The organism is Chenggangzhangella methanolivorans, from assembly GCF_019797865.1.
Taxonomy (GTDB): Bacteria; Pseudomonadota; Alphaproteobacteria; order Rhizobiales; family Methylopilaceae; genus Methylopila; species Methylopila methanolivorans.
The window spans coordinates 3,687,727-3,711,574 of the sequence record NZ_CP081869.1; the positions used below are offsets into that span (position 1 = coordinate 3,687,727).

At 67.9% G+C, this 23,848-nt stretch carries 23 protein-coding genes and 7 pseudogenes; 7 read left to right on the plus strand and 23 right to left on the minus strand.

What is annotated here, in order from left to right; genetic code table 11:
* Window positions 1–609, minus strand: coding sequence for an AraC-like ligand-binding domain-containing protein (locus K6K41_RS19295; RefSeq protein ID WP_261405789.1), 609 nt, complete (start codon window positions 607–609; stop codon window positions 1–3).
* A gap of 247 nt (window positions 610–856) precedes the next feature.
* On the opposite strand from K6K41_RS19295, the pseudogene msrB reads away from it, so the two are divergent.
* Window positions 857–1,347, plus strand: a pseudogene (gene msrB / locus K6K41_RS19300) (peptide-methionine (R)-S-oxide reductase MsrB).
* A gap of 279 nt (window positions 1,348–1,626) precedes the next feature.
* Window positions 1,627–2,332 (plus strand): annotated as a pseudogene (gene msrA, locus K6K41_RS19305) (peptide-methionine (S)-S-oxide reductase MsrA).
* 6 nt (window positions 2,333–2,338) lie between these two features.
* On the opposite strand, the gene K6K41_RS19310 reads toward msrA, so the two are convergent.
* The 12 genes from K6K41_RS19310 to K6K41_RS19365 form a co-directional block, all read right to left on the minus strand.
* Window positions 2,339–2,986, minus strand: coding sequence for an NAD(P)H-binding protein (locus tag K6K41_RS19310; RefSeq protein ID WP_261401843.1), 648 nt, complete (start codon window positions 2,984–2,986; stop codon window positions 2,339–2,341).
* Window positions 2,987–3,053: 67 nt separating this feature from the next.
* Window positions 3,054–3,734: a type 1 glutamine amidotransferase domain-containing protein gene (locus tag K6K41_RS19315; RefSeq protein WP_261401844.1), complete on the minus strand. Its 681-nt coding sequence runs from the start codon at window positions 3,732–3,734 to the stop codon at window positions 3,054–3,056.
* Between the two features lie 103 nt (window positions 3,735–3,837).
* Window positions 3,838–4,440 carry a TetR/AcrR family transcriptional regulator gene (locus K6K41_RS19320; protein WP_261401845.1) on the minus strand — a complete coding sequence of 201 codons (603 nt, stop codon included), beginning with the start codon at window positions 4,438–4,440 and terminating at the stop codon, window positions 3,838–3,840.
* Window positions 4,441–4,629: 189 nt separating this feature from the next.
* Window positions 4,630–5,163: a molybdopterin-dependent oxidoreductase gene (locus K6K41_RS19325; protein ID WP_261401846.1), complete on the minus strand. Its 534-nt coding sequence runs from the start codon at window positions 5,161–5,163 to the stop codon at window positions 4,630–4,632.
* A gap of 235 nt (window positions 5,164–5,398) precedes the next feature.
* A complete protein-coding gene (locus tag K6K41_RS19330) occupies window positions 5,399–5,596 on the minus strand; it encodes a hypothetical protein (protein ID WP_261401847.1) in 198 nt (65 codons plus the stop codon).
* A 65-nt stretch (window positions 5,597–5,661) separates the two neighbouring features.
* Window positions 5,662–6,438 (minus strand): COG4705 family protein, encoded by a 777-nt coding sequence (locus K6K41_RS19335; RefSeq protein ID WP_261401848.1) that lies wholly within the window; start codon window positions 6,436–6,438, stop codon window positions 5,662–5,664.
* A gap of 194 nt (window positions 6,439–6,632) precedes the next feature.
* The gene (locus tag K6K41_RS19340; RefSeq protein ID WP_261401849.1) at window positions 6,633–9,323 is read right to left on the minus strand and encodes a sugar-transfer associated ATP-grasp domain-containing protein; all 2,691 of its coding nucleotides are present in this window, start codon (window positions 9,321–9,323) and stop codon (window positions 6,633–6,635) included.
* Complete coding sequence (locus tag K6K41_RS19345) at window positions 9,320–9,799, minus strand: 2OG-Fe(II) oxygenase family protein (RefSeq protein ID WP_261401850.1); 480 nt, start codon at window positions 9,797–9,799, stop codon at window positions 9,320–9,322. Before K6K41_RS19345 ends, K6K41_RS19340 begins: the two co-directional genes overlap by 4 nt.
* A 125-nt stretch (window positions 9,800–9,924) precedes the next feature.
* Window positions 9,925–10,161 (minus strand): hypothetical protein, encoded by a 237-nt coding sequence (locus tag K6K41_RS19350; RefSeq protein WP_261401851.1) that lies wholly within the window; start codon window positions 10,159–10,161, stop codon window positions 9,925–9,927.
* Window positions 10,158–10,337 carry a hypothetical protein gene (locus tag K6K41_RS19355; protein WP_261401852.1) on the minus strand — a complete coding sequence of 60 codons (180 nt, stop codon included), beginning with the start codon at window positions 10,335–10,337 and terminating at the stop codon, window positions 10,158–10,160. Before K6K41_RS19355 ends, K6K41_RS19350 begins: the two co-directional genes overlap by 4 nt.
* 223 nt (window positions 10,338–10,560) lie before the next feature.
* A complete protein-coding gene (locus K6K41_RS19360; protein WP_261401853.1) occupies window positions 10,561–11,355 on the minus strand; it encodes a COG4705 family protein in 795 nt (264 codons plus the stop codon).
* 35 nt (window positions 11,356–11,390) lie between these two features.
* Window positions 11,391–11,651, minus strand: a complete 261-nt coding sequence (locus tag K6K41_RS19365) for a hypothetical protein (protein WP_261401854.1) — start codon at window positions 11,649–11,651, stop codon at window positions 11,391–11,393.
* Between the two features lie 204 nt (window positions 11,652–11,855).
* On the opposite strand from K6K41_RS19365, the pseudogene K6K41_RS19370 reads away from it, so the two are divergent.
* Together K6K41_RS19370 and K6K41_RS19375 are read left to right on the plus strand one after the other, a co-directional pair.
* Window positions 11,856–12,531, plus strand: a pseudogene (locus tag K6K41_RS19370) (response regulator).
* Window positions 12,528–13,841, plus strand: a complete 1,314-nt coding sequence (locus tag K6K41_RS19375; protein ID WP_261401855.1) for an ATP-binding protein — start codon at window positions 12,528–12,530, stop codon at window positions 13,839–13,841. Before K6K41_RS19370 ends, K6K41_RS19375 begins: the two are co-directional and overlap by 4 nt.
* A 360-nt stretch (window positions 13,842–14,201) precedes the next feature.
* Here K6K41_RS19375 and K6K41_RS19380 read toward each other — a convergent pair whose 3' ends face one another.
* Window positions 14,202–15,158, minus strand: a complete 957-nt coding sequence (locus K6K41_RS19380) for a GlxA family transcriptional regulator (protein ID WP_261401856.1) — start codon at window positions 15,156–15,158, stop codon at window positions 14,202–14,204.
* A gap of 122 nt (window positions 15,159–15,280) precedes the next feature.
* On the opposite strand from K6K41_RS19380, the pseudogene K6K41_RS19385 reads away from it, so the two are divergent.
* From K6K41_RS19385 to K6K41_RS19395, 3 genes and pseudogenes are all read left to right on the plus strand, one after another.
* Window positions 15,281–16,076, plus strand: a pseudogene (locus K6K41_RS19385) (SDR family NAD(P)-dependent oxidoreductase).
* Between the two features lie 104 nt (window positions 16,077–16,180).
* Window positions 16,181–16,507 carry a tautomerase gene (locus K6K41_RS19390; RefSeq protein ID WP_261401857.1) on the plus strand — a complete coding sequence of 109 codons (327 nt, stop codon included), beginning with the start codon at window positions 16,181–16,183 and terminating at the stop codon, window positions 16,505–16,507.
* Window positions 16,508–16,592: 85 nt separating this feature from the next.
* On the plus strand, window positions 16,593–17,051 hold the full coding sequence (locus K6K41_RS19395; RefSeq protein WP_261401858.1) for a tautomerase family protein: 459 nt from the start codon (window positions 16,593–16,595) through the stop codon (window positions 17,049–17,051).
* 371 nt (window positions 17,052–17,422) lie between these two features.
* Here K6K41_RS19395 and K6K41_RS19400 read toward each other — a convergent pair whose 3' ends face one another.
* From K6K41_RS19400 to K6K41_RS19435, 9 genes and pseudogenes are all read right to left on the minus strand, one after another.
* Window positions 17,423–18,403, minus strand: coding sequence for a tripartite tricarboxylate transporter substrate binding protein (locus K6K41_RS19400; protein WP_261401859.1), 981 nt, complete (start codon window positions 18,401–18,403; stop codon window positions 17,423–17,425).
* Window positions 18,404–18,454: 51 nt separating this feature from the next.
* Window positions 18,455–18,793, minus strand: coding sequence for an FAD-dependent oxidoreductase (locus tag K6K41_RS19405; protein WP_261401860.1), 339 nt, complete (start codon window positions 18,791–18,793; stop codon window positions 18,455–18,457).
* Between the two features lie 127 nt (window positions 18,794–18,920).
* Window positions 18,921–19,343: pseudogene (locus K6K41_RS30630) on the minus strand (hypothetical protein); the annotation flags it as partial.
* A 76-nt stretch (window positions 19,344–19,419) separates the two neighbouring features.
* A pseudogene (locus K6K41_RS30635) lies at window positions 19,420–19,815 on the minus strand (FAD-dependent oxidoreductase); the annotation flags it as partial.
* A 39-nt stretch (window positions 19,816–19,854) separates the two neighbouring features.
* Window positions 19,855–20,610, minus strand: a complete 756-nt coding sequence (locus tag K6K41_RS19415; RefSeq protein WP_261401862.1) for a GntR family transcriptional regulator — start codon at window positions 20,608–20,610, stop codon at window positions 19,855–19,857.
* 75 nt (window positions 20,611–20,685) lie between these two features.
* Window positions 20,686–21,510: an NAD(P)/FAD-dependent oxidoreductase gene (locus K6K41_RS19420; RefSeq protein WP_261405894.1), complete on the minus strand. Its 825-nt coding sequence runs from the start codon at window positions 21,508–21,510 to the stop codon at window positions 20,686–20,688.
* Between the two features lie 172 nt (window positions 21,511–21,682).
* Window positions 21,683–21,811: pseudogene (locus tag K6K41_RS19425) on the minus strand (FAD-dependent oxidoreductase); the annotation flags it as partial.
* Window positions 21,808–22,533, minus strand: a complete 726-nt coding sequence (locus tag K6K41_RS19430) for a methyltransferase domain-containing protein (RefSeq protein ID WP_261401863.1) — start codon at window positions 22,531–22,533, stop codon at window positions 21,808–21,810. The pseudogene K6K41_RS19425 and the gene K6K41_RS19430, both read right to left, overlap by 4 nt.
* Window positions 22,530–23,600: a type III polyketide synthase gene (locus K6K41_RS19435; protein ID WP_261401864.1), complete on the minus strand. Its 1,071-nt coding sequence runs from the start codon at window positions 23,598–23,600 to the stop codon at window positions 22,530–22,532. The genes K6K41_RS19430 and K6K41_RS19435 overlap by 4 nt, the downstream gene beginning before the upstream one ends.
* Window positions 23,601–23,848 lie beyond the last annotated feature (248 nt).

Consider the following 23,848-nt stretch of genomic DNA (forward strand, 5'->3'; position numbering starts at 1 on the left):
TCAGCGCGCGCCCGCTTTCGCCTTCAGAGCAAGCGACAGAAGCTCGACCGCGACCTGCGCGATGCGCATGCGGTCCGACGGGGCGGGGTCGTCCGGAAATCGGAGGAACGAGGAGAGCAGCCCGCCGAGCATGGCCGACCGGCTCTCCGGGATCACCGCGCCATGAAGCCCGTCCGGCCCGCCCATTCGTTCGATCAGCGCGCGCGGGGTGGACAGCGTCAGCACCCGAGCGTCGCTCACGGTGGTCGCCATCGGCCGCGTCATGTCGATCAGGACCATTTCGCCGCGCTGGACCCGACGCGCGCCTGCGTCGGTCTCGACATCAAATTCGCCGTCGAGCACGAGCTGCGCCGTGAAATGATCGAAGCCGTTCCGCGCGACGCGCCGCGCGCATCTCACATGGCGCACGCTCTTAAGCCGGCGATCGAACAGGATCATCTCGTCGAGGCGCTGCGCCTCGACGCTGACGGCGAAACGCCCATCAAGACCGACGACGTCCGCCACCGGCCCGTAAAGGTCGTGATACGCCTCGAATCCGTTACGACCGCCGTCGTCGGCGCTCGCCGTCGAGAAGCTGACGACCGAGCGGGCCGTCGCCGCCGCACTCATCGAACGCACGCTCTCCTACTATGCCACCACAGCAAATTAGCTGACCCCGGCTTCCAAGGACAAGACTGTAAAATCACGTAGGATTCCGATGTCTGCAAACCTGCGCGGCGCGCAACCGATCGAGGACGCGCGTCGTTCGATAGGTTGGGCCTGCGACATTACGAGCGCGGGCGGACGAAATGCTCGTAACGATAAGGCGTCTCCGCACGTACCTGTTGTGAGACGCGTCAGAACGGGAGCAGGCCAAATGGTCACCAGGCGGGGTGTTCTTGTAGTCGGCGCAGCCGCCGGGGCTCTTGCGTTCGGCGTTTGGGGCCGCCGGCCGGCGGTCGCGGCGGAGGGCTCCTTCGAGATCGCGATGAGCGACGCGGAATGGCGCAAGCGCCTGACCGAAAAGCAGTTCTCGGTGCTTCGGCTTTCCGGCACGGAGCGGCCCTATTCGAGCCCGCTCAATGACGAGCGCCGCAAAGGCCGTTTCGCCTGCGCGGGATGCGAGAATCCGCTGTTCTCTTCCGAAACGAAATTCGACAGCGGCACCGGTGGCCGAGCTTCTGGGCGCCGCTCGACAAGGCGATCGGCACGGGGCGCGACACCGCCTTCGGGATGGAACGCGAGGAGGTCCACTGCGCCCGCTGCGGCGGCCATCTGGGACATGTGTTCAACGACGGGCCGAAGCCCACCGGCCTGCGCTATTGCATGAACGGCGTCGCGATGACGTTCCGGCCGGCTGCCGCGTAACCTATGCCGCTTTTCGTGCTCGCGTAGGCCGACCGGCCCTTCGTCCACGGCTCGGAAGAAAACGGCGCGCCGGCGCGTTTCCGCGTAACGATCGACAGGGCCGCGCCGAAGACAATCATTGGGGCGACGTCGACGAGAACGGCGAGGGCGTCGTGAAGATCACTGGCTCCAGCAGTTCGTGCGTCAGAGCGGGCCGGGCGGCGGCCATGCGTTCGAGAGCGAGATCCTGGATCCGGGCCCGCGGGCCTTCGCGTTCACCTTTGGCTGAGGGAGGCTGACATGACGAGTTCACGCATCAAGGCTGCCGGCGTCGTCGCGGCGATCGCACTTTCGGCCGCGACTGGCCTTTCGGTCGCGCGATGCTCCGCCGAGGAGGCGGTGGCGATCCCCGCGCCCGCAATCGACGCGCCGGCCGGCCCGGGCCTCGAAACCGCGGTGCTGGCGGGCGGCTGCTTCTGGGGCGTGCAGGGCGTGTTCCAGCACCTCGAGGGCGTCACCGAGGCGATGTCCGGTCATGCCGGCGGCGACAAGTCGACGGCGCAATACGAGGCGGTCGGCGGCGGCGCCACGGGCCACGCCGAGGCGGTCCGCGTCACCTTCGATCCGAAGAAGGTGACCTACGGCAAGATCCTGCAGGTCTATTTCTCGGTCGCGCATGACCCGACCCAATTGAACCGGCAGGGCCCGGACCGCGGGACGCAGTACCGCTCGGCGATCTTCGCCGCGAGCGCCGAGCAGGCCAAGGTGGCCAAGGCCTATATCGCTCAGCTCAATCAGGCCCGTCTACGACGCCGCGATCGTCACCAGGATCGAGCTCGGAAAGTCCTTCTATCCGGCCGAGGCCTACCACCAGGACTATCTGACCCTGCATCCCAACCAGCCCTACATCGCCATCAACGACATCCCGAAGGTGAAGGCGCTGCAGACGATGTTTCCGGACCTTTACAGGACCAAGCCGACCCTGGTCGCCGCGGCGACGAACTGACGCCAGTCACAGCGCGACGATCGCGTCCGCGACCGGCGTCTCCCCCTCGGTCAGCTCCAGGATCCGTCTCGAGATCCGCGGCGCATGGACGAGCGCCGCAAGCGTCTCCGCGACGTCGTCGCGCGGGACGGAGCCGTAGGTCAGCGCGGGGCCGATGCGGATCCTGCCTGAGCCCGGATCATCGGTTAGCGTTCCGGGGCGGAGGATGATCCAGTCGAGGTCGCTCTCGGCGAGCTCCATGTCGGCCTGCTTCTTGACCGCCATATAGTGCTCGAACGTCTCCGAGAGCTGTTTGTGGCGGCCGGCTTCCGGGAAGGCCGAGACCAGCAGGAACCGCGAGACGCCCGCGAGGCGCGCGGCCTCGATCGACTTGGTGAGGCCCTCGCCGTCGATCGCGGTCGTCATGGCCGCGCCGCCTTCGCCCGCGGCCCCCGCGGAAAACACCAGCGTGTCTGAGCCGGAAACGGCGTCCGCAAGCTGCTCAGCGCTCATCGCCACGAGGTCGCCATGCGTCGCCCCGACACCGAGCGCCTTCAGCCGCTCGCCCTGCTCTTTGCGGCGGTAGAGCCCGTCGACCACGTCGCCGTGGGCCGCCAGTTTCGCTGCTAGGCGCGACCCGACATTGCCCGCGATCCCGACGATGAAGGTCTTCATGGAAGGTCCTCTCCGTTTGAGTTCACTGAGCGGCCGGCGAACGAGCGCCGGCCGCTCCCGTTGACGCTCAGGCGTTCAGGCGCGCGATCAGCGCCTTGGCGGCGGGCTCCGACGAGGCGGGATTCTGCCCCGTGACGAGCAGACCATCCTCGACCACATAGGGCGCCCAGTCGGCTCCCTTGGAGAAGTCGCCGCCGTTGCGCTTGAGCTCGTCCTCGACGAGGAACGGCACCACGTCGGTCAGCCCCACTGCGTCCTCTTCCGAATTGGCGAAGCCGGTGACGCGCTTGCCTTCGACGAGTGGCGCGCCGCTTCGGGCCTTGGCGTGACGCAGCACGCCGGGCGCGTGACAGACGAGCGCGACTGGCTTTCCGGCCGAGAGCGTGGTCTCGATCAAAGCGATCGAGTCCCTGTCCTCCGCCAGATCCCAGAGCGGGCCGTGGCCGCCCGGATAGAACACCGCGTCGAAGCCGTCATGCGAGACGGAGTCGAGACGCACGGTGGAGGCAAGCGCCGCCTTTGCGTCCGCGTCGGCTTCGAACCGCCGCGTGGCGTCGGTCTGGAAGTCCGGCTCGTTGCTTTTCGGGTCGAGCGGCGGCTGGCCGCCTTTGGGCGAGGCAAGGATGATCTCCGCGCCCGCGTCCTTGAACGCGTAGTAGGGCGCGGCGAGCTCCTCCAGCCAAAAGCCAGTCTTGCGTCCGGTTTCGCCAAGCTGGTCGTGCGAGGTCAGCACCATCAGGATCTTCATCGTCAACTCCTCTTCAGCGGTTCGACCGGCGCCTGTTTGAGTAGACCGGTCGTCTATAAAATTGGCGAAACTCGGCGCGAGTTCCGCCAGGACGTTGCTCCGATCAGCGCGCCGGGAGGTTGAGAGTTCGGCGAGTCGCGGCCATGGCGGCGTCGAAGGGAGCCGGGCTCCGCTCGATCTTCGCCATCAGACTTGCGCCGAGCCAGGTCTGATAGAGGTTCTCAGCGGTGGACGCCGGGGCGTCTTCGACCGAGAGCGACCCTTCGGCGACGCCGGCCGCGATGGCGCCGGTCAGCCGATCGACGATACCGGCGGCGCCGGCTTTGAGCGCGAGCCGCATCGCCTCGGAGAGGTCGGAGACCTCGGCCGCGAGCTTCACTGCAAGGCATTTGCCCTGGTGGTCGAAACTGCCCTGGGTTTCGCGCCAGCCGGCGAAATAGGTCATCAGGCGTTCGGCCTGCGTCTTGTCTGCCGCAGTGAGCGTCGCGTCGAGATCGGCGAGATAGTCCTCGAAGTAGTCCTTCAGGATTGCTTCGCCGAACGCGTCCTTGGAGCCGAAGTAATGATAGAACGAACCCTTCGGGACCTGCGCCGAGACGAGGATCTCGTTCAGGCCGACGGCCGAAAACCCCTTCGCCGCCATTATGGTCGTGGCGGTGTGGAGGATGTGCTGCCGGACGTCGATGGTTTCATGCCCTTGGCTCATGGAGAGCCATATAGAACGAATTAGACCGGTCGTCTAGTGGTGGGCCAGCGCGTTGTGAGCGGGCGTCGGCCTGGGCGGGGTCCGGAGGCGCCGCATGCTCTTCCGGATCCCGCCGCGTTCCGCTCTCCGCCAGGCGCCGAAGCTTCCGGATGATTGAGGTCCGGAACTCTCCTGCGGCGCTATGGACCGTCAGTCCTCGGCGCTGCCGACGATGACCGCCTTGACGTTGGACACCAGACGCCCGCCCTGCTTGTCGCCAGCGATGATCAGCCGGGCCATGCCCTCGGTTTCGCTGAGCGGTTGGCCGTTGCCGTCGGCATAGGCGATAAGAACCTGCTGGGCGCCAAAGTTGGGCAGAAGGTCGGCCACCGCGATGATCGCCTCGTAGCAGTCGGTGGCGCGGACGGCGACGTACTTTCTCAGGATGTCGTTCTTGCGGGTAGGATCGAGCTTGATGACCGCCGCGGCCAGCATGTCGTTGAGCGAGACGCCGGTGTAGGTCTGGGTGACGAGACCCGCGCTGCCCGAGAAGTAGGTCACGGTCACGCGCGAGGACGGAAGCTTCTTCAGGTCCTTGAGCTTGAAGGTCGTCGGGTTCTCGACCTCGCCGCGCAGTTTGAAGCTACTGGAGAACCCGCCGTCGCAGGACGCCGCCTGAGCGGTCCCTCCGAAGGCGAGGGCGGCGAAAGCAACGGCGGCGGCGAGCGTGCGGAAGCGGGTCATCGTCGAATCCTGGAGTGATCTGGGCGCGGTCCGGACGTCGGACGAAAGCGGGCGCCGAAGTGGAGATGATACGGCGACATTAAGATCGTTATGTTTCAAAGAATATGACGGTGCCGTCAATTGCGACCTTCGAGGCGTCGTCGGGACTGATCAGAGGATCAAGGTCGGCGACTGGTTGCCGGCTCCGTCGTCGATCGGCTCCGGGGAGCGCTGCACTCGAGGAGGATCTCGACGTTCAACTCGTGCAGCGCAGCCGCCGCTTCGTCGGGCTGACGCCGGAGGGCGAGAAGGTGCTGGCCTGGGCCGCCAGATCCTGACGGACGACAACAGCCTGAAGGACGGCCTCACGGGCTCGCGCGAGCGGCTTTCCGGCGTGCTCAAGCTCGGAGTGATCCCGGCCGCGCAACGCCAGCGACGTCGCTTCGATCTTCACCCGCCGGAAGCCCCAACCGGCAGGCGGTCGGGGCTCGACTTCTCGGACGCCCGCCGCGCGCTTGGTCAGACCGACGACCGCGCGTCGGCGTGAGGAGATCCGCCCGAACGCGTCCCAAAAAGCACGAGCGCTAGGATCAGGGCCGCCAAGACCCCCGACGACGAGAACCGGCTGAGATCCAGTCCGCCATGATCGAGCGGCTTGGTCAGCAGGTCGCCGAGGGCCGCGCCCAGCGGCCGGGTCAGCACGAACGCGGCCCAGAACAGCAATGTCACGGACATGTCGGTCGCGAGCATGAGAGCCACGATGATGGCGAGCGCCGAGATGAAGATCAGTGCGGCGCCGTCATAGCCGAGGCCCGAGCCGTCGGCGAAATAGTCGCTGAGCGCCGTGCCGAGCATGTTGGAGGCGAGGATCGCCAGCCAGTAGAAGCCCTCGGCTTTGCGATCCACGATGCGCGCGACCGAGATCGTTCCGAGCGTCCGTCGCCAGACGAAGAGCACGACGGCGAGGAAACTCGCCAGAACCGCAACGCCGCCGAGATAGCCCCAGCCGAGCGAGCGGTCTGCGAAATCGGCGATCGTCGTGCCGACGGTCGTGGTGGCGATGACGACGGCCCAGTAGAGGAATGGCCGGTAGCGCTCCGCCCTGATCTGCGCGACGCAGAGCGCAAGGAAGATCCCGAAAAGCACGAACGAACTCGCGGCGTAGCCGCAGTTCAGGCTCATGGAGAGCGCGTCGCCGGCGGTTTTTCCGAGCGTTGTGGCGGCGATCTTGATGATCCAGAAGAGCAACGTGACATGAGGCGTTTTGCTCAGGCCGTCTTCAATCGAACGATGCATGGGACGTCTCCGCAAACTGGGGCGCCGGCAGTGATGGCCGGCGCTCTTCGGTCGCCGAGGATCGTTGTCGATACTTAGATCCGACTTAGGCGGTCGCGCCACGAGCAAGACGAATAAGAATTCGACCGCTTCCGGGATCTGTCCCGGAAGCGGTCGAACATGCAAAACCTGCGCGGCGGCTCGTCGTACGTCGATCAGTCTGGGCGCGCCGACCACTTTGCGAGTTGGTCCGGCGCGCGCGCGATGATCAGCATGGCCTGCGCATGATCGTCGCCGTCGCCCGCCGGCTGCGGTTCGTGCCAGACGATGAGCTTCGGATCGACCCGATCGAGCGAAGACAGCAGCTTGGGGAAGGAATGCGCCCAGGCGCTTGAGCCGATGCGCACCGTGCTGTCCGCAGACTTGAAGTTCACCACCGCGACGGCGCGCGGCCCCATCATGCCGACGATCGCGCCGAAATAGGCGTCGAGCTCGGCCGGCGGCACATGCTGGAGCACGGCGGTGCTGTAAATCAGGTCGGGATTGCGGCGCGCCGCGAATTCGAGAGAGGCTGCGTCGATCGCCGACAGATAGGGACGCTTCTCGGCGACGAGCTCCGGTCCGAGCAAGGTCAGCCCGTCCCTGAAAAAGCGATCGACGACGTCGAGCCCGATGTACCTGCCTGGCTCGAGATGGCGGATGAAATGCTGTCCGACGCGAAGGCTGCCGCAGCCATAGTCCACGCAGACCATGTCGGACCGAAGCGCCCGATCCTCGAACCACCTGAAATAGCGGCGGCCGCGGTTCGAGAACTGGGCGGTTTCGTGCGTCACCGACGCAAAGAGAGGATCCGCCCGGTAGTGACGCAGGCCAAGCGTCTTGTGCGCGCCGCCGCGTTCGAGCCGCAGCGTCGCGCGATGGGCGTAGAAGTCGGCGTAGGTCGCGCCCGGGTTCGCCCGACGCCAGCGCGCGAAGCGCATGTCGGCCAAGGTTCCGGCGGCCCTTCCGCCGATTCCGCGTTCGAAGAAGCGATCCACCGCAAGCTTCGCCGCGACAAACGACCGGGGCCCCGGCTTGGCGTCACGTCGATCGGCGTCCGGCCGCCTTTGTTCGCGCGCCGTCTGGTCGAGCAGCTTCGCGGTCAGCGCGCCGAGATGGACATTGAGCAGGGGCCCAAGCGGGGAACGTCCGACGGGCGTCCGGGAGACGCGCTGGAAATAGGAGACGTCCGGATTGGAGTTGCCTTCCAGGATGACAGGCCCCTCAGGCGTCCAGGCGATGTCCCAACCGACGAGCACGCGAGCGGAGAACACGCGATGCGCGGCGAGCGCGGCTTCCGAAATCTCGCGCCAGCCCTCCAGAATTCGCCCGGAGAGCCGCTCGCCGGTCGCCGGATGGTCGGTGAACCAGCGCGTCGCGGTCTCCGGCGCGTCGCCGGTCATCAGGCCGAACGCGCCGGTCTCGACGTCGATCTCACAGCCCCAGTCGGCGTCCGGCGTCTTCGGCCAGCCGGGCTCGAAGCGGCGCAGCAGCCTGAGCACGCCGTGCGTCGCCTGCGGCTCTCCGCGAGAGTCGAGGCAGGTCATGACGCGGAACACCACCAGGGATTTCTCGGCCAGCGACCCGATGAGGGGATGGTTGCGGAGCTTCGGCTGTATGATCAGCCTGCGGTCGGCGGAGGAGAGCCGAAGCGTTTGAAGGACTTCGGCGAGGTTGACGATGGCGCCGTCGTCCGCGCGGTAGAGGAACCGGCCGGCCCTCTCGAAATTGAACGTGAAGCGCCCGCCGCGGCCTCTGCGATCCTTGACGAAGAGGTCACGATCGAAGTCGTCGCGGGACGCCATCCAGACGAGCGCGCCGTCCTCGACGGTCGCCATGATCGGCGCGGTCGCCACGCCGTGCTCCTCGCACACGCGGAAGAATTCGAGCTTGTCGTTCATGTCGCTCGGCCCGCCCTGGGCGGCGCGCAGCAACTGGATTCGGCGGTTCAGCCCGTTCTTGGTCTCGACGCGGGTGATGGTGGCCTCGAACAGGCCGGGCTCGGGCCGGTAAAGCTCGTGGACGTAATAGCTCTTGGCGTCGACGCCGTGCACGAAGCCCATGCGCAGGAGATCGCCCAGTTGCGCGAGGACGCCGCGGCCATAGACGTCGCGCACCGCGCCCGCGGAGCCCGGCATGAAGCGCGCGATGATCGCGAGGATGAAAAGATGCCGGATGACCGGCAGCGCCAGGATCGGCTGCGGCGCGGGATAGCGCCGGCGGGTCTCGAGGCCGAAATCGTAGAACAGCCTCCGCGCCCTGAGACCGATCTGGTCCGGGGCGAAATGGTAGGATTTCATCGGCGCGATCTGGGTGAGCAGCAGGCCGAGCACGAAGGTGGTCGTGGCTGCGAGCTCCGCCAGATCCTCCGCCTTCGCCATCCCATGGGCAGTTTCGTCGAACCCGAAGGCGTGCAGCGCGAAGTTGAGGCCGACCGCCGCGAGGGTGATCGCAAGGCCCAGGCGCATCACGATCATGACGTAGCGGCGCATGGCGTAGCGGCGGCCGGCGAGAACGATCAGAGAAGCCGCCAGGATCCAGGCGACGTTCGAGAGGCCGACCTCAAGGAGCTTCGGGACGACAGGCGCGACCAGCGGTTCGAGGTGATCTTCGACCGCGATCAGCAGGGTTCCAAGCGCGGCCCAGCCCCAAGCGGCACGCAAGCTGGCGGATCGCCGGTGCGCGACGAGTTGGATCCCTGCGAAGCTCAGTCCGAGCAGCGCCACGAAGTCGTTGCCGATCTCGAAGCCCGACTCGGGCCCGAGCGGCGCGACCCGGCCCGAGAGCGCCAAGAGCGGCAGCGCGAGTCCGAAGGCGAGCAGGAACGGCCCGAACTGGCCGGCGACAGACGTGCGGGGAGCGATCATTGCGCGAGCGCTCCGATGGAGCCGAGCCCGAACATCTGCGAGCTTTCGATCGTGGCTTGGCGGATGTCCGGGTAGGTTCCGTCCCGCGCCGCGATCCATGCGCGCGGCGGATTGGCGACGCTGGCGTTGACGAAGAACATCAGCGACGCCCGCTTGCGAAGGCCCGGCACGTTGCGCACCTGATGGACGAGAGGCTGCATCAGGCCTCCGGTCATGAGCGTCAGGATGCCTCCCGGCATGATCAGCAGCTCGTCGGGCGCGAGATTGGCCGGCTCGAACCGGCCGTCGACCTCGAACTCGAGCCCCGGCTGGCGCGACGTGACGATCGTCAGCAGATGGCCGTCCTCGTGCGCGTCCTGCAGCAGGTCGCGGGTCTCCCGGCCCGGCCGATAGTAGTTGAGCTGGAGGTAGGAGAATTCGGCCGCGTCGATGCGGTCGCCCTCCGGGTCGACGGCGTCGCGCAGGTCGTCGAGCACGCCGTTGGCGAGCGTGGCGTAGAACGGCGCGGCGCGGCAGAGGTCGCCGTGCAGAGGATTTGCGGCGCGCCATCCGGCGATGTCGGGGCGGGTCTGGTTGCGCAGGACGAGCGAATAGGTCTCGTTCAGATCGGGCCGGGAGGCGTCGCCCGAAAATTCGGCCCCGAAGGCGCGGTGGCCTCCAGGATGTCGGGCCTCGAGAACCTGGCCTTCTCGGCCGCGGTTCGCGCGAAGAAGCCGTCCGCGTCGTCGAACGTCTCGTCGAGACAGGCCTTCATCAGCCCGCCCGTGCGGACGATGGCGTAGCCGGATCGCAGCAGGGTGCTCGACGCGCTGCGGACCGCGTTGGCGAAATCTTTCACTGGGACGACCTCGAAGACTCGAAGGGATTCTGGAGGGAGGGTTTGATCCGGGAGCCGCCGATCGACAGCGCCGAGGCGACGACCGCGCCGAAGGCGGCCGCCGCGGCGAGCGCGCTCAAGGCGACGATCAGCGCCCGTAGGACCGACTGGTTTGGATTGGTTCGAGACCCCATCATCGACGCGCCTTCACCGTTCGTTTCACGCTGCGGCGGAGACTGAGACCGGCGACTTAGGCACGAATTAGCTGGCGGGCGGAGGCGCCGGCTTTTGCGCGCGACGCCCGAAAAGCTCTGAAAAACGAACAGTTCGGAGGCCAAACTGAACAAAAGGAAGCGGCCGCCTGTGAGGGCGGCCGCTGGGTCTGAGGATGCCGGCGTCCACGCGAGGCGGTGGAGGGCGCTATCCCGCCGAGCTCCGCGCCGGCGTTCCCGACCTGACCCGGCCTTTGAAGGTAAGAAAAGCCACCAAGCCGGCGATGCAGAGCAGGAAGCCCACGCTGGTCACGATGGTCCCCCAGCCGAGGCCGCCATATTCGGTAGGCTGCGACAGCAGGTCTCCGAACGAGGCCCCGAGCGGGCGCGTCAGGATATAGGCCAGCCAGAAAGCCGCGACGCCGTTCAGCCGGAATGCGTAATAGGCGCAGGCGATCACCGACACGCTGGCCGCGAACAGCAGACCCGTCGTCAGGTAGCCGAGTTCATAATGTTCAGCGATCAGGTCGCCGACCGCCGTCCCGAGCGCGAATGTGAACAGGATCGCGCTCCAGTAGAACGCCTCGCGACGCGTCGTGAAGATTTCGTGGATCGACAGCGTCCCTTCCGACAGCCGCCAGATCGCGAATGTCGCGGCGAGCGCGAGCGTGAACACGACCGTGGTCGTGGTCAGCGCGACGCCGAACGTGTCGACGAGAGTGTCGGTCGCGAGCGTGCCCACGATGCTGATCATGACCACCGCGAGCCAATAGACCCACGGCACGTAGCGCCGGTGGGCGAACTGCAGCGCGATGGCCGCGACCAGGAACGCGCTCATCACGAGCGACGTCGCGGTCAGGCCCCACCCGAGATTGACGGCGAGGTAGTCCGCGGCGGTTTCGCCCATGGTGACCGCCATGAGCTTGATCAGCCAGAATTCGAGCGTGACCTCCGGGGCCCGGTTGAGCGCCTTGGTCTGGGTCTTGCGGGCGAGCGCCGTCATGACGTCTCCTGTCTGTCGAATGTCGCTTTGGACGGTCAGTTCTTGAGGAGCTTCAGCGCGTCGTCGAAGAAAGCGTCGGCGCGCTTGTCGTCGTCGGCGTTGCAGCGCTCGACGCCCTTCGCCTCGAGCGTCTTGACCGGCTTCATGTCGGCGTCGCCGAGCGTCGTCTTTGCGATCGCCGCGCGCAGTTCGACGAGCTTGTCCTCGCACGGGACTGCGGCCGCATAGGCGAAGGATGCGAAACAGCCGGCCGAGGCGAGGGTCGCGACGGCTGTGGCGAGCTTGATGGTCTTCATTGGGCGTCCGATCGATGGAGGCGCCGTCGACCTGCTCGATGGCGCGATGACGATCGGGATAAGCGGAGCGACTTAGGCGCGACTTAGGGGGCGCGCGAAGCCGCCCGAGCAGATGCTTCGGCTCCTAATCGAGTTATAATTCTGGTCCTGCGATGCTCTGCTGTCCCTGCCGGCGCGTCCGGTTCTCACACAGACCCCAAAGCGATGCGCGCGCTTCTGATTGAAGACGACCGGATGATCGGACCGAGCCTCAAGCAGGCGCTCGCCGACGCCGGCGTGGTGGTCGACTGGGTCGAGGACGCCGCCACGGGCCTTGCCGCTCTCGACACGTCGTCCTACGCCGTCATCCTGCTCGATCTCGGCCTTCCGGACGGCTGCGGGCTTGCGATCCTTGATCGGCTTCGAAAGCGCAACGACGACACTCCGATCGTGATTTTGACGGCGCGACGACCTCGAGACCCGGATCGACGGGCTCGACCGCGGCGCCGACGATTTCCTCGTGAAGCCGTTCGAGGTCGACGAACTCAAGGCGCGCATCCGCGCCGCCGTCCGCCGAAACGCCGGCCGCTCCGCTTCGTTGATGGAGTGCGGCGAGCTGACTCTCGACCTCGCGACCCGCGAGGTCGCCTATCGCGGCCAGCATCACGCCTTGTCGGCGCGGGAGTTCGCCCTCATCCAGGTGCTCGCCGAACGACCCGGCGCGGTATTGTCTCGCTCGCAGATCGAGGACCGCATTTACGGTTGGGGCGAGGAGGTGGAGAGCAACGCGGTCGACGTGCTCATCCACTACGTCCGCCGCAAGTTCGACAAGGACATCGTGCGCAACGTCCGCGGCGTCGGCTGGGTGATCCCGAAGGCGACCGCCGGCGCCCTCGCATGAAGTCGCTGCGCGCACGGCTCGCGCTCGCGCTTTTCCTCCTGCTCACCGCGGTTGGGATCGCCGCCGTGGGCGCGGCGTTCCTGGTGGTGGAGAGCGAGCCGGACGAGCTTCTGGACGATCAGCTCCGCCAGATCGCCATGAACGTCGGGGACGTCGCGAGGCCCCTGCCGCCCCCCGACCCGCCGATCGAGGCCGACGACGCGATCCTGATCGTCATTCGCGACGCGACCGGGCGGATCATCCGCCGGTCAGACGACAGCGTCGATCTTCCGGCCACCCAGAAAACCGGCTTCAGCGACGAGGTGGTGAAGGGCGAGGGCTGGCGTTCTTACGCGATCGTGACGGACGACCGGGTCATTCAGGCCGCGCAGCGCGAGCAGACGCGCGACGAGCTCGCCAACGAGGCCGCGATCCAGGCGGTCGCGCCGATCGCGATCCTGATCCCGTTGTCATGGCTGGTGCTCGGGGTGCTGGTGACCCGCCTGTTCCGCCCGCTCGAGCGTCTCACGGACGAGCTTCGCGAAGCTCAGGCCGAGCATGACAGCCCGCTGTCGACCGAGGGGCTGCCGAGCGAAATCGTGCCGCTGGTCGAGCAGGTGAACGGCTTGCTCGCCCGGCAGAACGAACTGCTCGAGCTGCGCAAGCGGTTCGTATCCGACGCGTCCCATCAGTTGCGGACGCCGCTCGCCGCGCTCCAGCTCCAAGTCGGCAATCTTGCGCGGGCTCCGGGCGCTCAGGCCGTTTCGGGCGAGATCGCCGAGATCCGTCAAGGCATCTTGCGGATGAGCCGCCTGACATCCCAGCTTCTTGACCTCGCGCGCGCCGAGGCGCCGCATGATCCGAGCGTCTCGCCTTCGACAGACCTCTCGGCGGCGCTGCGGCAAGTCATCGAGACGGCGCTGCCGCTCGCCGACGAGCGCGGGGTCGATCTCGGGGTTGTGTCCGAGATCGATGCGACCGTGGGATGCCGCGAGCAGGACCTGACCGCGGCGCTGATGAACGTGGTCGACAACGCCGTGCGCTACACCCCGTCCGGCGGCAGCGTCGACGTCTCGAGCGCGCTGGCGGGCGACCGGGTCGAGATCGCTGTTCGCGACACCGGTCCGGGCGTCGCCGAAGACGAGCTGGAGCGTGTGTTCGAACGCTTCGTGCGAGCGGGGCGGGCGACCTCCGGGGGAGCGGGCCTTGGTCTCGCCATCGTCAAGGCGGCGGCGGCGCGATCGGGCATGGAGGTGCGGCTCGAGAATGCGGCCGAGCCGCGCGGTCTCCGCGTCACCATAAGCCTGCCGCTGCCCGCGCCAGCCGCATGAAGCGGGCGCGCGGGCGGGTTCCGGCTGCTTGGGCGTGGCTCGCGGCCGCGTTCGCCGTCCCCACGGCGATCGTCGCCAAGGTCGGCGTGGCGCCCATCGGGTGCAGGAAAGCTCGATGTGACCGAGCTGCGTCCACAGCCTCTCAGACCGCCGTTCGAATCGAGTCCGGAACCAGAGAAAACCGCCGGAGACCGGCGGCCTTCTTCGTTTTGAGAGACTGGAGCAGGCGAAGGGATTCGAACCTTCGGCCCCAACCTTCGCAAGCGATGAATGGCCGTGTCGCGAGGTTGCTTCATGGTTCGCTGCATGACGTCAGGCGCAGCCCCGTCTGATCCGCGCTCATCGACGGGTCGCCCTGCTTCAACGTCCTGTCGCGTCGATGGCTTCGGCGCGCGCATTGCGCCGGATGGCCTGGGGCGGCTGGCCGAACGCGCGCACGAAGGCCCGCCGCATCCGGTTGCGGTCTGCAAAGCCTGTCCGGTCGGCAATGACGTCGATCGGATGGAGGCTGCTCTCCATCAGCTCGCGCGCGGCCTCAACCCTCAGGTTCTCGATGGCCTTGGCGGGCGACTGGCCGGTTTCGGCGTGGAACACGCGGCTGAACTGGCGCGGGCTGAGACGCGCGGCCTCCGCCAAATCCTCGACCGTGAGGGGCTTGTCGAGGTTGCGCTTGGCGTAAGTCAGCGCGCTCTGCACCCGGTCCGACTTGGGCTCCAGCTCGAGAAGCGTCGATAACTGGGACTGGCCGCCCGCGCGGCGATGGTAGAGCACGAGCTTGCGCGCGACCGACCTGGCGACCTCCCGGCCGAGATCCTCCTCGATGAGCGCGAGCGCGAGATCGACGCCCGCGGTCATGCCGGCGGAAGTCCAGACCGGGCCGTCATTGATGAAGATCCTGTCTTCGTCGACGACGCTTTTCGGGAACCGTCTCTGAAGGTCCCGGGCGTGCATCCAGTGCGTCGTAGCGCGCCGGCCGTCGAGCAGCCCTGCTTCGCCCAGCACAAAGGCCCCAGTGCAGATCGCGGCGACGCGGCGGCTTCGGCCGGCGGCGGCGCGCACGAAAGCGATGAGGCCTTCGGTCGAGGGACTGACGAGCGTGCCGCCGCCAATCAGCAGCGTGTCGAAGGCCTCCTCCCCAAAGGGTTCGGTGTCGAGCTTCGCGCCGACGGAGGTGCGGACTCCTCCCCCGCGCTCCGAAACGAAACGCAGGTCATAGGCCGCCTCGTCGCCGACGAGATTGGCGATCTCGAAGGCCGTCACGGCCGCGAGGCCCATGAGCGAGTGGTCCGGATAGACAACGAAACCGATGCGCCTCATCACGCCCTCGACTATGTCTTAAAACGACGCACATATGACATTTGAGACGGAATAGATCAACGGTAGCGTCTGTGCATGGAACGGCGGCCGCGCCGCCAAGAGGCATTCAGAGAGCCAAGAAAATGAACACCCAGACCACAAAGGGCGTCGCCGTCGTCACCGGCGCCTCCACAGGCATCGGCGCCGTCTATGCGGAGCGGCTCGCGAGACGGGGCTACGACCTTCTGATCGTCGCGCGGAACGAGGAGCGGCTGCGCGCGCTCGCCGCGCGGCTGACCGCAGAGACGGGGCGGGCCGTCGAGGCCTTCAGGGCGGACCTCGGCGACAAGGCCGATCTCGCCCGCCTCGAGGCTCGGCTGAAGGAGGACGCGAGCGTCGCCATGCTGGTCAACAACGCAGGCGTCGGCTCGGTCGCCTCGATCGAGACCGCGGACGTCGACGAGATGGAGGCCATGATCTTCCTCAACGTCACGGCGCTCACGAGGCTGACCTACGCGGTCGTCCCGGGCTTCACTGCGCGCGGCTCGGGGACGATCATCAACATCTCGTCGGTGGTCGGGGTCGCGGTCGAGGTCTTGAACGGCGTCTACGGCGCCTCGAAGTCCTACGTGCTGAGCTTCGGCCACTCGCTGCAGAAGGATCTTGCCGGCAAGGGCGTCCGCATCCAGACGGTCCTTCCCGGCGCGACCGCGACGGAGTTCTGGGACGTGGCCGGCTATGCGGCGCAGAAGACCTCGCCGATCACGATCGGCGGCCGATCTCGTCGACGCGGCTTTGGCCGGCCTGGACAAGGGCGAGCGCGTCACCATCCCCGGGCTTCAGGACGACGACGACTGGTCGCGCTGGGAGGATGGCCGCCTCGCGCTCGCGCCCAAGTTCAACAACGCAAAGCCCTCGCCGCGCTACGGGCTGAGCTGAGCCCCTCGGCGCGATCGCGAACCGGAGCGCTCCCGATGCCATATCTGCAGCTCGACGTGGCCGGCCCGCATCCTTGGGCTGACAAAAGGCGTCTCGCGAGACGCATGAGCGAGACCTACGCCGCCATGATGTCCGTCGACGTCCGGCGCATCAGCGTGGCGATCCGGGAACTGGGGGAAGGCGGGGTCTGGCGTGTGGTCGAGGCCGGGACGGATCCTGTCCCGGTCTCGGTCATGATGCTGGACGTGCGCCGCGGTCGGCCGCCGGAGCTGAGGATGGAGGTCGCGAAGGCGCTCTGCGCCCACTGCGTCAAGATCCTCGGCCTCGAGGAGGATCGGCTGAACGTCGAGTTCACCCAGCACTCCGGGGACGAGATGTATCATCCGGCGCTGGGCGGCTACAGCCCGGAATGGGAGCCGGGCGAGAGCTAGAAGACAACGGCGCGCCGGAGCTCCCGGCGGCCGCCTCGCATGAAAACAGCGGCGCAAATCCATGCGCCCACAAGGGAGGAACGTCATGCCGACTTACGTCTGCTCCGTGCGCCCCAACTTGCTCGATGAGGCCAAGAAGGCCGAGATCGCGCGCGCCATCACCCGCAACCATCACGAGGCGACGGGCGCGCCCGCCTATTTCGTGCAGGTGGTCATCGAGGAGAAGGCCGGCGCGCAGCGCTACCTGGGCGGCGAGCCCGCGTCGGAACAGATCTGGATCAGGGCCGACATCCGCTCCGGCCGGACGGTCGAACAACGCAGCGGGCTGATGCTCGCGATCATGCGGGATGTCGCCCGGATCGCCGGCGTCGAGGAGGAGAAAATCTGGGTCTATCTCTGCAATCTCGAGCCGACCGACATGGTGGAATACGGCCATGTCCTGCCCCTGCCGGGCAAGGAGCAAGAGTGGTTCGAAGCCCTGCCGGCCTCGCTCCGGGACTATATCGCGGCGCTCGGGACGAAGAGGGATGGTTTCGTCCTGTAGGCGATGGCGGCAGTCGGGATGGAGACGACAATTCCGACCGCCGGGCAGCGGCCCCGATAACGCCGTCCTCAAGCAAAGCCGCCACTCGCGTCGGCGATGCAGAGCGAGCGAGTTTTGCGCGCCTCTCTATCCAAGCGCGTGTGGCGAAGGTTTGTTTTCGGACAAGCCGATCGCATCCGCTTCTGGCGCTCCGCCGAACGGTTGCGGGTGTATGATCATGTAGGGGCCGCCTCTAAGAGGAGGCTTTACGCCGACCCGACTTTCCCGCTTACCCAAGAAGCCATGGAGCGCCGGTCGTCTCATCGGCCCTAAAGCGCCGATCCTGCCGGGACGGAGTTGATACATCCAACACCGTCCCAGCAAGCTGATGCTCATTCGATCTGGATCCGGCTTTCCTTGGCGACCGGCTCCCAGCGGGCGTAGTCGGCCTCCAGCAGCTTCTCGAAGTCCGCTCCGGTCCTGCACGTCACCACCGCGCCGTCCTTGGTGAAGAGGTCGGAGACCTTGGGCTGGCGCATGGCTTCGCCCGAGACCTTCGCGATGCGCTCGACGATCGGCTGCGGGGTGCCGGCCCGCACCATGATCCCGAACCACGCCCCGACGTCGAAGTCCGGATAGCCGGACTCCGCCATCGTGGGCACGTTGGGCAGGATCGAGGAGCGCTGCTTCGAACTGACCGCGAGCGGCCGCAGCTTGCCCGCGCGGATGTTGGCGATGCAGGCCACGATGTTGTCGAACATCATGTCGACCCGACCTGTCGTGAGGTCGAGCTGCGCCGGACCGCTCCCGCGATAGGGCACGTGGACGATGTCGATCCCGGCGGTGAGCTTTAGGAACTCGCTCGCCATCTGGTGCGTGGTGCCGGGGCCGGAGGAGGCGAAGCTGATGCCGCCGGGCTTTGCCTTCGCGAGCGCGACAAGCTCCTGCACGGAGTTCGCCTTCACGTCCGGGTGCACCACCAGCACCAGCGGCATGGTGGTGAGCTCGATCACGGGGATGAAGTCCTTCCGCGGATCGAAGGTCAGCTTCTTCATGGTGACCGCGGTGATGGTGTGGGCGGCTGTCGCCATCAGCAGCGTGTAGCCGTCGGCTGGCGCGACCGCGACCGAGCCGGTGCCGATCGCGCCGCCGGCGCCGGGCTTGTTCTCGACCACGATCGGCTGGCCGAGCATGTCGCCCATTGGCGCGCCGAGCGCGCGCGACAGGATGTCGGAAGCGCTCCCCGGAGGGAACGGCACGGTGATCTGGACGGGCTTCGTCGGCCAGTCCGACCGGACGGCATGCGCCCTGGTGATGAAGGCCGGCGCCGCAAGCGCGCCGGCCCCAAGCGCAAGAAACTCCCTACGCCTCATGTCAGTCCTCCCAATGTGCGGCTTCTTGTTTTTGAGTCTTGAGTTCGATCGTCAGGCTGTTCGGCGCTGGCGCGTCTCCGTGGTCTCGCCGAGGAACGCGTTGTCGGCGACGAGCCGCTTCTGCAGGTCCGCGACGTCGAGATGGGCGACCGGCGCGTTGCCGCGCGCGGCGAGCGCAGCCGCCGTTCCGGCCGCCTGGCCGGTCACGATGCAGGGCGCCATGTTGCGCGTCGCGCCATGGGCGAAGTGGGTGGCCGAGAGGCAGCGGCCCGCGACGATCAGGTTGTCGATCCCCTGCGGCAGCAGCGAGCGGTAGGGCACGTCGAACGCGCCGTCGCCGCCCACATCCACGAAATAGGCCTGGCCGGTGTCGGGGTGGTGGATGTCCACGGGGAAGCAGATCTGCCGACCGTGTCGTCGAACTTCCGGCCCTCGAGCACGTCTTCCTTGGTGATCTCGTAGCGCCGAGGATGTTGCGGCTCTCGCGCACGCCCGCGACCACCTGCGGCGCGAAATAGCCGCGCTCGAAGCCTGGCACGTGCTTCACGAGGAAATTGCCGGCCTTCACGCATTGCCGGGTCAGGTCCTGGAAGGCGCGCGACATGGCGAGCGGGTCCGTGCCGTCGACGCCGAACACCGCGGAGGTGTTCACGTTGATGCGGTCCGGCCAGACGGTGTTGAAGAACACCTTGTGGTCGCGGTTCGGGAAGATCTTCTCTTCCGCGATGACGTCGTTCCAGGCGCTGAACGTGCCGTTGAAGTAGACCGGGATCGGCTCGCTCTCGCCGGGCTTGTCGGCCATCGCCGGGCCGACTTCGCCGAGCGTCTTGGCGATGAGGCGCGTGTCGACGCGGTGGAAGTGCATCAGCATCGAGACCGGCTGCATCTTGCCGGTGCCTTCCTCGCCCTTTCGCGTCGGCGCGCCGGCGAGCGCGGCGATGTCGGCGTCGCCGCTCGTCGATGTAGGAGTTCGCGACCACGCGGCGGAGCCCGCCCTTCATGGCGACGGTGAGAGCGTCGATGGCGTCGCCGTCCCGCTCCACGCCCACGACGCTCGCGCCGTAGATCACCTGGCAGCCGGCCTCGGCGAGCATCTCGCTTGCAAGGATGCGGAACCAGTCGCCGTCAACCGGCGTCACGGCGCTGACGAAGCCGTCATAGGGGATGTGGCCGACCGCGGCGCCGATCGCCTTCAGGCGGTCGACCATCTCCTGCGCGAGGCCGAACACGGTCTGGCGACGATCGCGGGTCAGGAAGCTGTGGAGGCAGAGGCCTGTGGTGGCGTTGCCGCCGACGAAGGGCCGCGGCTCCAGCACCACGGCCTTGGCGCCGGCGCGCGCTGCGGCGATGCCGGCCGCGACGCCGGTCACGCCGCCGCCCACCACCACCACGTCGAAAGTCATCTCGTCCATGTCACGCGTCTCCCATGCGAATTTTTGTCGTTGGCGCGCTCAGCGGGCGGCAATGTCGGCGTCGAGGCTGTCGAGATTGGCGAGCTGCCGGGCGGCCTCGCCGTCGTCGCCCGCCGGATCGATCTGCAGCACCGCGTCGGTGATGCGGCGGCCGGCGCGGGCGATGTGGGCGCGCATCAGCGCCTCGGCCCGGTCGCCGTCGCGCGCGTCGAGCAGGTCGATGAGGCGGCCGTGCTCGTCGATCGACGCCGCGCGATGGCCGGGCGCGAACAGCGACAGCCGGCGATAGGTCGCGACCAGCGGATCGAGCGCCATCAGGCTGTTCTCGGCCCGCACGCTCCCCGCCACCGCGGCGATCGCGGAATGGAACTCGCCGTTCAGCGCGACGAGCGAGGCGATGTCGTCGCGCCCATTGGCCTCGAGCGTCCTCGTGTGGATTTTTCGGAGCGCTGTGATCTCGTCGGGCGCGATCCGCAGGCAGGCGGCGCGGATCATCGCGCCCTCGATGGCCGCGCGCAGGAAATAGACCTCCGCCACGTCCTGGGGCTTGGGCCGGAACACCCGCAGGCCCCGCGGCGTGCTCTCGACAAGCCCGCTCGCCACCAGCCGCTTCACGGCCTCGCGCACGGGCGTGCGGCTGATCGCGAGCTCTCCGGCGAGCTTGACCTCGGAGATGACGTCGCCGCCGCGCAGGCGCCCCGAGACGATCATCTCGCGGATGGTCTCATAGGCCTGCTCGTAACGGGTCGGAACGGGTTCGGCGCGGCTTGTAATGTCCTGCATGGAGATCTGCATACAAGTCTGCATGCGACTTTTCAAGCCGCGCGTTTCGACGTGGGCGATGGCAGGGCGTAACGCTTGCGAGAGGGACTAGCCGCGAGCAGCCGAAACCGGCGCAGCCGAAGAAGGCGAGGGGGCCTTCAGCCGCGTGGCGCCCGCGAGCCAGCGCACGACCGCCGGGGCGACGAGCTGCGCGAGGCGCTGGACCGGCGCGTGGACGATCATCCGGGAGAGGGCGGTCGCGAGCCGGATCTGAGATCCGACGTCACGGGCGAGCTCCGCCTGGAACGCCGCCGCCGGTTTCCCTGCCAGCATCGCGCGGGCCGCGAGCGCCGCGCCGTGCAGCGCGAAGGTGACGCCCTCGCCGGCGAAGGACGGGATCACCGCGGCCTGGTCGCCGATGAGCCATGGGCCCTCGGTCGTGCGCCGGACGAGCCCATAGGGAATGCGCGAAATGGCGAGCGGGCGCTCGAACAGCGGCGTCGCGTCCGCGAGCAGCGCCTCGAAACGCGCCGAGCATGCGCGGACGCGATCGAACGCCCCGGCCCAGCCGCCGCCCGAGGCCGCTAGAGCTGCTTGCGAGATCACGAAGCAGAGGTTGGCCCTGTCGTCTTCGATCGGTTCGAGTCCGCCATAGCCGCGCGGGAAAAGTCCGATCTCGACCCGGCCTGAAAGCGCCCCGCGGGCGTCGGCCCCGAGCCTGAAATGCATCTTGAAGCCGACGAGATCGCCTTGCGGGCCGCTCGGCCGCGGATGGCCGCGGAGGTCGTGCTTGCCGGTCGCGAGCGCGACCTCGCGCGCCGTGACCGCCCCTGCCGGCAGGCTGACGCGCCAGCGCTCGCCGTCGCGGGCGAGGCCGCGCGCGGAAGCGCCTCGCAGGACGCGGGCCCCGTTGGTCTCCGCCCGCCGCAGCATTGCTCGTCGGCGCGCGGCGCGACAGGCTCATGGCCCGGTAGGGCAGCGGCCGTTCGCTGCGCCATGACCCACGCGAGATCCCGACGCCGCGGATCGGAACCGCGCCGAGCGCGGCGAGATCGATCCCGAGCCGGTCGAGCACGGCGACAGCCTCGGGGCTCAGGAACTCGCCGCAGACCTTGTCGCGCGGCGCCGCCTCGCGCTCGATGAGCGCGACGTCGCGACCGGCCGCGGCGAGTTCCGCGGCGAGCGCCGCGCCCGCCGGGCCGCCGCCGATGATCGCTACGTCGTGGCGGCTCACGGCTTCACCCGGGACACGCAGAGCCGATAGGGCGCCTTGCGCTCGATCTCGGCCGCGCCTTCGGGCAGGCCGGCGTCGCCGAGCGCGCGCCGCCAGTCCTGCGCGGTGAAGGATCGGGCGAACGACACCGGCCCGTCATGCTGCACGAAGCGATGCATGCGCAGCGCCCAGGAGGCTGCCCGGAAACCGTGGAAGGCGAGACGGTCGCGGCGGAGGTCGTTGACGAACCAGCCCACGCGAGCGACCCGCTCCATCCAGCCGAGAAAGCGTATCAGTTCGGCGTCGTCGAGGTGATGGGTGAAGAGCGCGCTGACCACCACGTCGACCGCGCCGTCGGCTTCGAAGTCGAAGAGGTCGATCGTGCGATAGTCGATCGGCGCGCCCGCCGGCGTCGCCTCGCGCGCGGCGCGCGCCGCCCACGGGTTGCGGTCGATGCCCGTCAGCCTCACGGCGACGCCCGAGCCCCTGGCCCAGGCGGCGATCTCCCGCAGGGCGTCGCCATAGCCGGAACCGACGTCGAGGATCGCGAGCGGACGGTTTCTCGGAAACCGGTCCTCCCGCTGAAGCCGTTTCAAGAAGTCGAGCGTCGGCCGATAGCCGAGCGACAGCCGGTTCACGCGGGCGAGGTCTTTGAGACACCCGCGAAACGTCGCGTAGTCCGTGGCGTCGTCGTCCATCAACTCGCGTTCGTGGGAGCGCGCGGCGGCGCTGAAGGCGCTCATCCCGCGACCCTGAACATCATGGTCTCGGCCACGAGCCCCGGCCCGAAGGCGAGCGCGCAGCCGGTCTGGCCGGGTTCGGCCTCGCGCATGATCTCGGCGAGCACGAACAGCACCGTGGCGGAGGACATGTTGCCGTTGCCTCGGAGCACGCGCCGGGAGGCCGCGAGCGCGTCCTCCTTCAGCGACAGCCCCGTCTCCACCGCGTCGAGCACCGAGCGTCCGCCCGGATGGACGGCCCAGAGGTCGACCTCCTCGATCCGCCGGCCTGCGAGGATCGCCTCGGCGCCCGCGCGGAGCGTGCGGCCGAGTTCGCTCGGCACCTGGCCGGACAGGAACATGTCAAAGCCGAGGTCCCGGATGTTCCAGCGGATCTCCTCCGCGGTCCCCGGCGCCATCGCGGCGTGGAAGCTGTCGAGCGAAACGCCGGTCGGTTCGGCGCTCACGAGCGCGGCGGCGCAGCCGTCGCCGAAGACGAGGAACGACAGAAGCTGCTCGATGCTGGGCGTCTCGTTGAGATGCAGCGTGCAGAGCTCGAGGCACACGACCGCCACTCGCGCCTCGGGCTCGGAACGCACGATGTGTCGGGCGAGCTTCAGCCCGTTGATCGCCGCGTAGCAGCCCATGAAGCCCACCGTGGTGCGCTCGATCGAGGGATTGAGCCCGAACCGCGCGATCAGGTCGAAGTCGACGCCGGGAGCGGAAAATCCGGTGCAGGAGACGACGATGAGATGGGTGAGGCTCGTCGCCTCTTCGCCGAGGCCGAGCCGCCCGAAGGCCTCGGCTGCAAGCGAGGGCGCGTCAGCCTCGTAGCGGCGCATGCGGGCCGCGGTCGAGGGGAAGCGGCCGAGCTCGTAGAAGCCGTCGAGGTCCAGCACGCCGTCGCCGTCGTCGCGTTTCGGGCGGAGCGACGACCAGCGATGGTCGATCTGGCCGCGCTCGGCCATGCGGTGGAACACGCGGCCGACCCGTGGGTCGGAGATCTGTCGTTCGGCGAAGTCGACGAAGGCGTCGTGGACGTCGTTCCGTGGCGTCGCGGTGGCGACGCGGTTGAGATACGCGATGGTCAAGCGGTTTGCCTCTCGAGCGCCTGTCCCCGCAGGCTGACGCTCTCCGTGGAATGGCCGGAGACTGTGATCGTTCCCCCGAAGAGAGACGCGCCGGAGACGGCCGCATTCCGCCACGGTGCGAGGAACATGGCGCCGGGCGAGGATACGCGGGCGCAGCTCCGCCGGGCGGCGAGTCTGTCGGCTGAACGCGATTGAAAGATGACCGCATGTCGATGCTCGACGCCACGGGAGGCCACGAGAGCGGCGTC

What these genes read in the sequence shown, in the direction of transcription:
- K6K41_RS19310 (WP_261401843.1), bottom strand. Translation starts at nt 2,986, where the DNA reads ATGAAGACCTTCATCGTCGGGATCGCGGGCAATGTCGGGTCGCGCCTA.
- K6K41_RS19320 (WP_261401845.1), bottom strand. Translation starts at nt 4,440, where the DNA reads ATGAGCCAAGGGCATGAAACCATCGACGTCCGGCAGCACATCCTCCAC.
- K6K41_RS19395 (WP_261401858.1), top strand. Translation starts at nt 16,593, where the DNA reads ATGCCGACTTACGTCTGCTCCGTGCGCCCCAACTTGCTCGATGAGGCC.
- K6K41_RS19380 (WP_261401856.1), bottom strand. Translation starts at nt 15,158, where the DNA reads ATGAGGCGCATCGGTTTCGTTGTCTATCCGGACCACTCGCTCATGGGC.
- K6K41_RS19430 (WP_261401863.1), bottom strand. Translation starts at nt 22,533, where the DNA reads ATGAGCGCCTTCAGCGCCGCCGCGCGCTCCCACGAACGCGAGTTGATG.
- K6K41_RS19390 (WP_261401857.1), top strand. Translation starts at nt 16,181, where the DNA reads ATGAGCGAGACCTACGCCGCCATGATGTCCGTCGACGTCCGGCGCATC.
- K6K41_RS19295 (WP_261405789.1), bottom strand. Translation starts at nt 609, where the DNA reads ATGAGTGCGGCGGCGACGGCCCGCTCGGTCGTCAGCTTCTCGACGGCG.
- K6K41_RS19420 (WP_261405894.1), bottom strand. Translation starts at nt 21,510, where the DNA reads ATGCTGCGGCGGGCGGAGACCAACGGGGCCCGCGTCCTGCGAGGCGCT.
- K6K41_RS19325 (WP_261401846.1), bottom strand. Translation starts at nt 5,163, where the DNA reads ATGACCCGCTTCCGCACGCTCGCCGCCGCCGTTGCTTTCGCCGCCCTC.
- K6K41_RS19315 (WP_261401844.1), bottom strand. Translation starts at nt 3,734, where the DNA reads ATGAAGATCCTGATGGTGCTGACCTCGCACGACCAGCTTGGCGAAACC.
- K6K41_RS19415 (WP_261401862.1), bottom strand. Translation starts at nt 20,610, where the DNA reads ATGCAGATCTCCATGCAGGACATTACAAGCCGCGCCGAACCCGTTCCG.
- K6K41_RS19340 (WP_261401849.1), bottom strand. Translation starts at nt 9,323, where the DNA reads ATGATCGCTCCCCGCACGTCTGTCGCCGGCCAGTTCGGGCCGTTCCTG.
- K6K41_RS19360 (WP_261401853.1), bottom strand. Translation starts at nt 11,355, where the DNA reads ATGACGGCGCTCGCCCGCAAGACCCAGACCAAGGCGCTCAACCGGGCC.
- K6K41_RS19355 (WP_261401852.1), bottom strand. Translation starts at nt 10,337, where the DNA reads ATGATGGGGTCTCGAACCAATCCAAACCAGTCGGTCCTACGGGCGCTG.
- K6K41_RS19400 (WP_261401859.1), bottom strand. Translation starts at nt 18,403, where the DNA reads ATGAGGCGTAGGGAGTTTCTTGCGCTTGGGGCCGGCGCGCTTGCGGCG.
- K6K41_RS19375 (WP_261401855.1), top strand. Translation starts at nt 12,528, where the DNA reads ATGAAGTCGCTGCGCGCACGGCTCGCGCTCGCGCTTTTCCTCCTGCTC.
- K6K41_RS19365 (WP_261401854.1), bottom strand. Translation starts at nt 11,651, where the DNA reads ATGAAGACCATCAAGCTCGCCACAGCCGTCGCGACCCTCGCCTCGGCC.
- K6K41_RS19335 (WP_261401848.1), bottom strand. Translation starts at nt 6,438, where the DNA reads ATGCATCGTTCGATTGAAGACGGCCTGAGCAAAACGCCTCATGTCACG.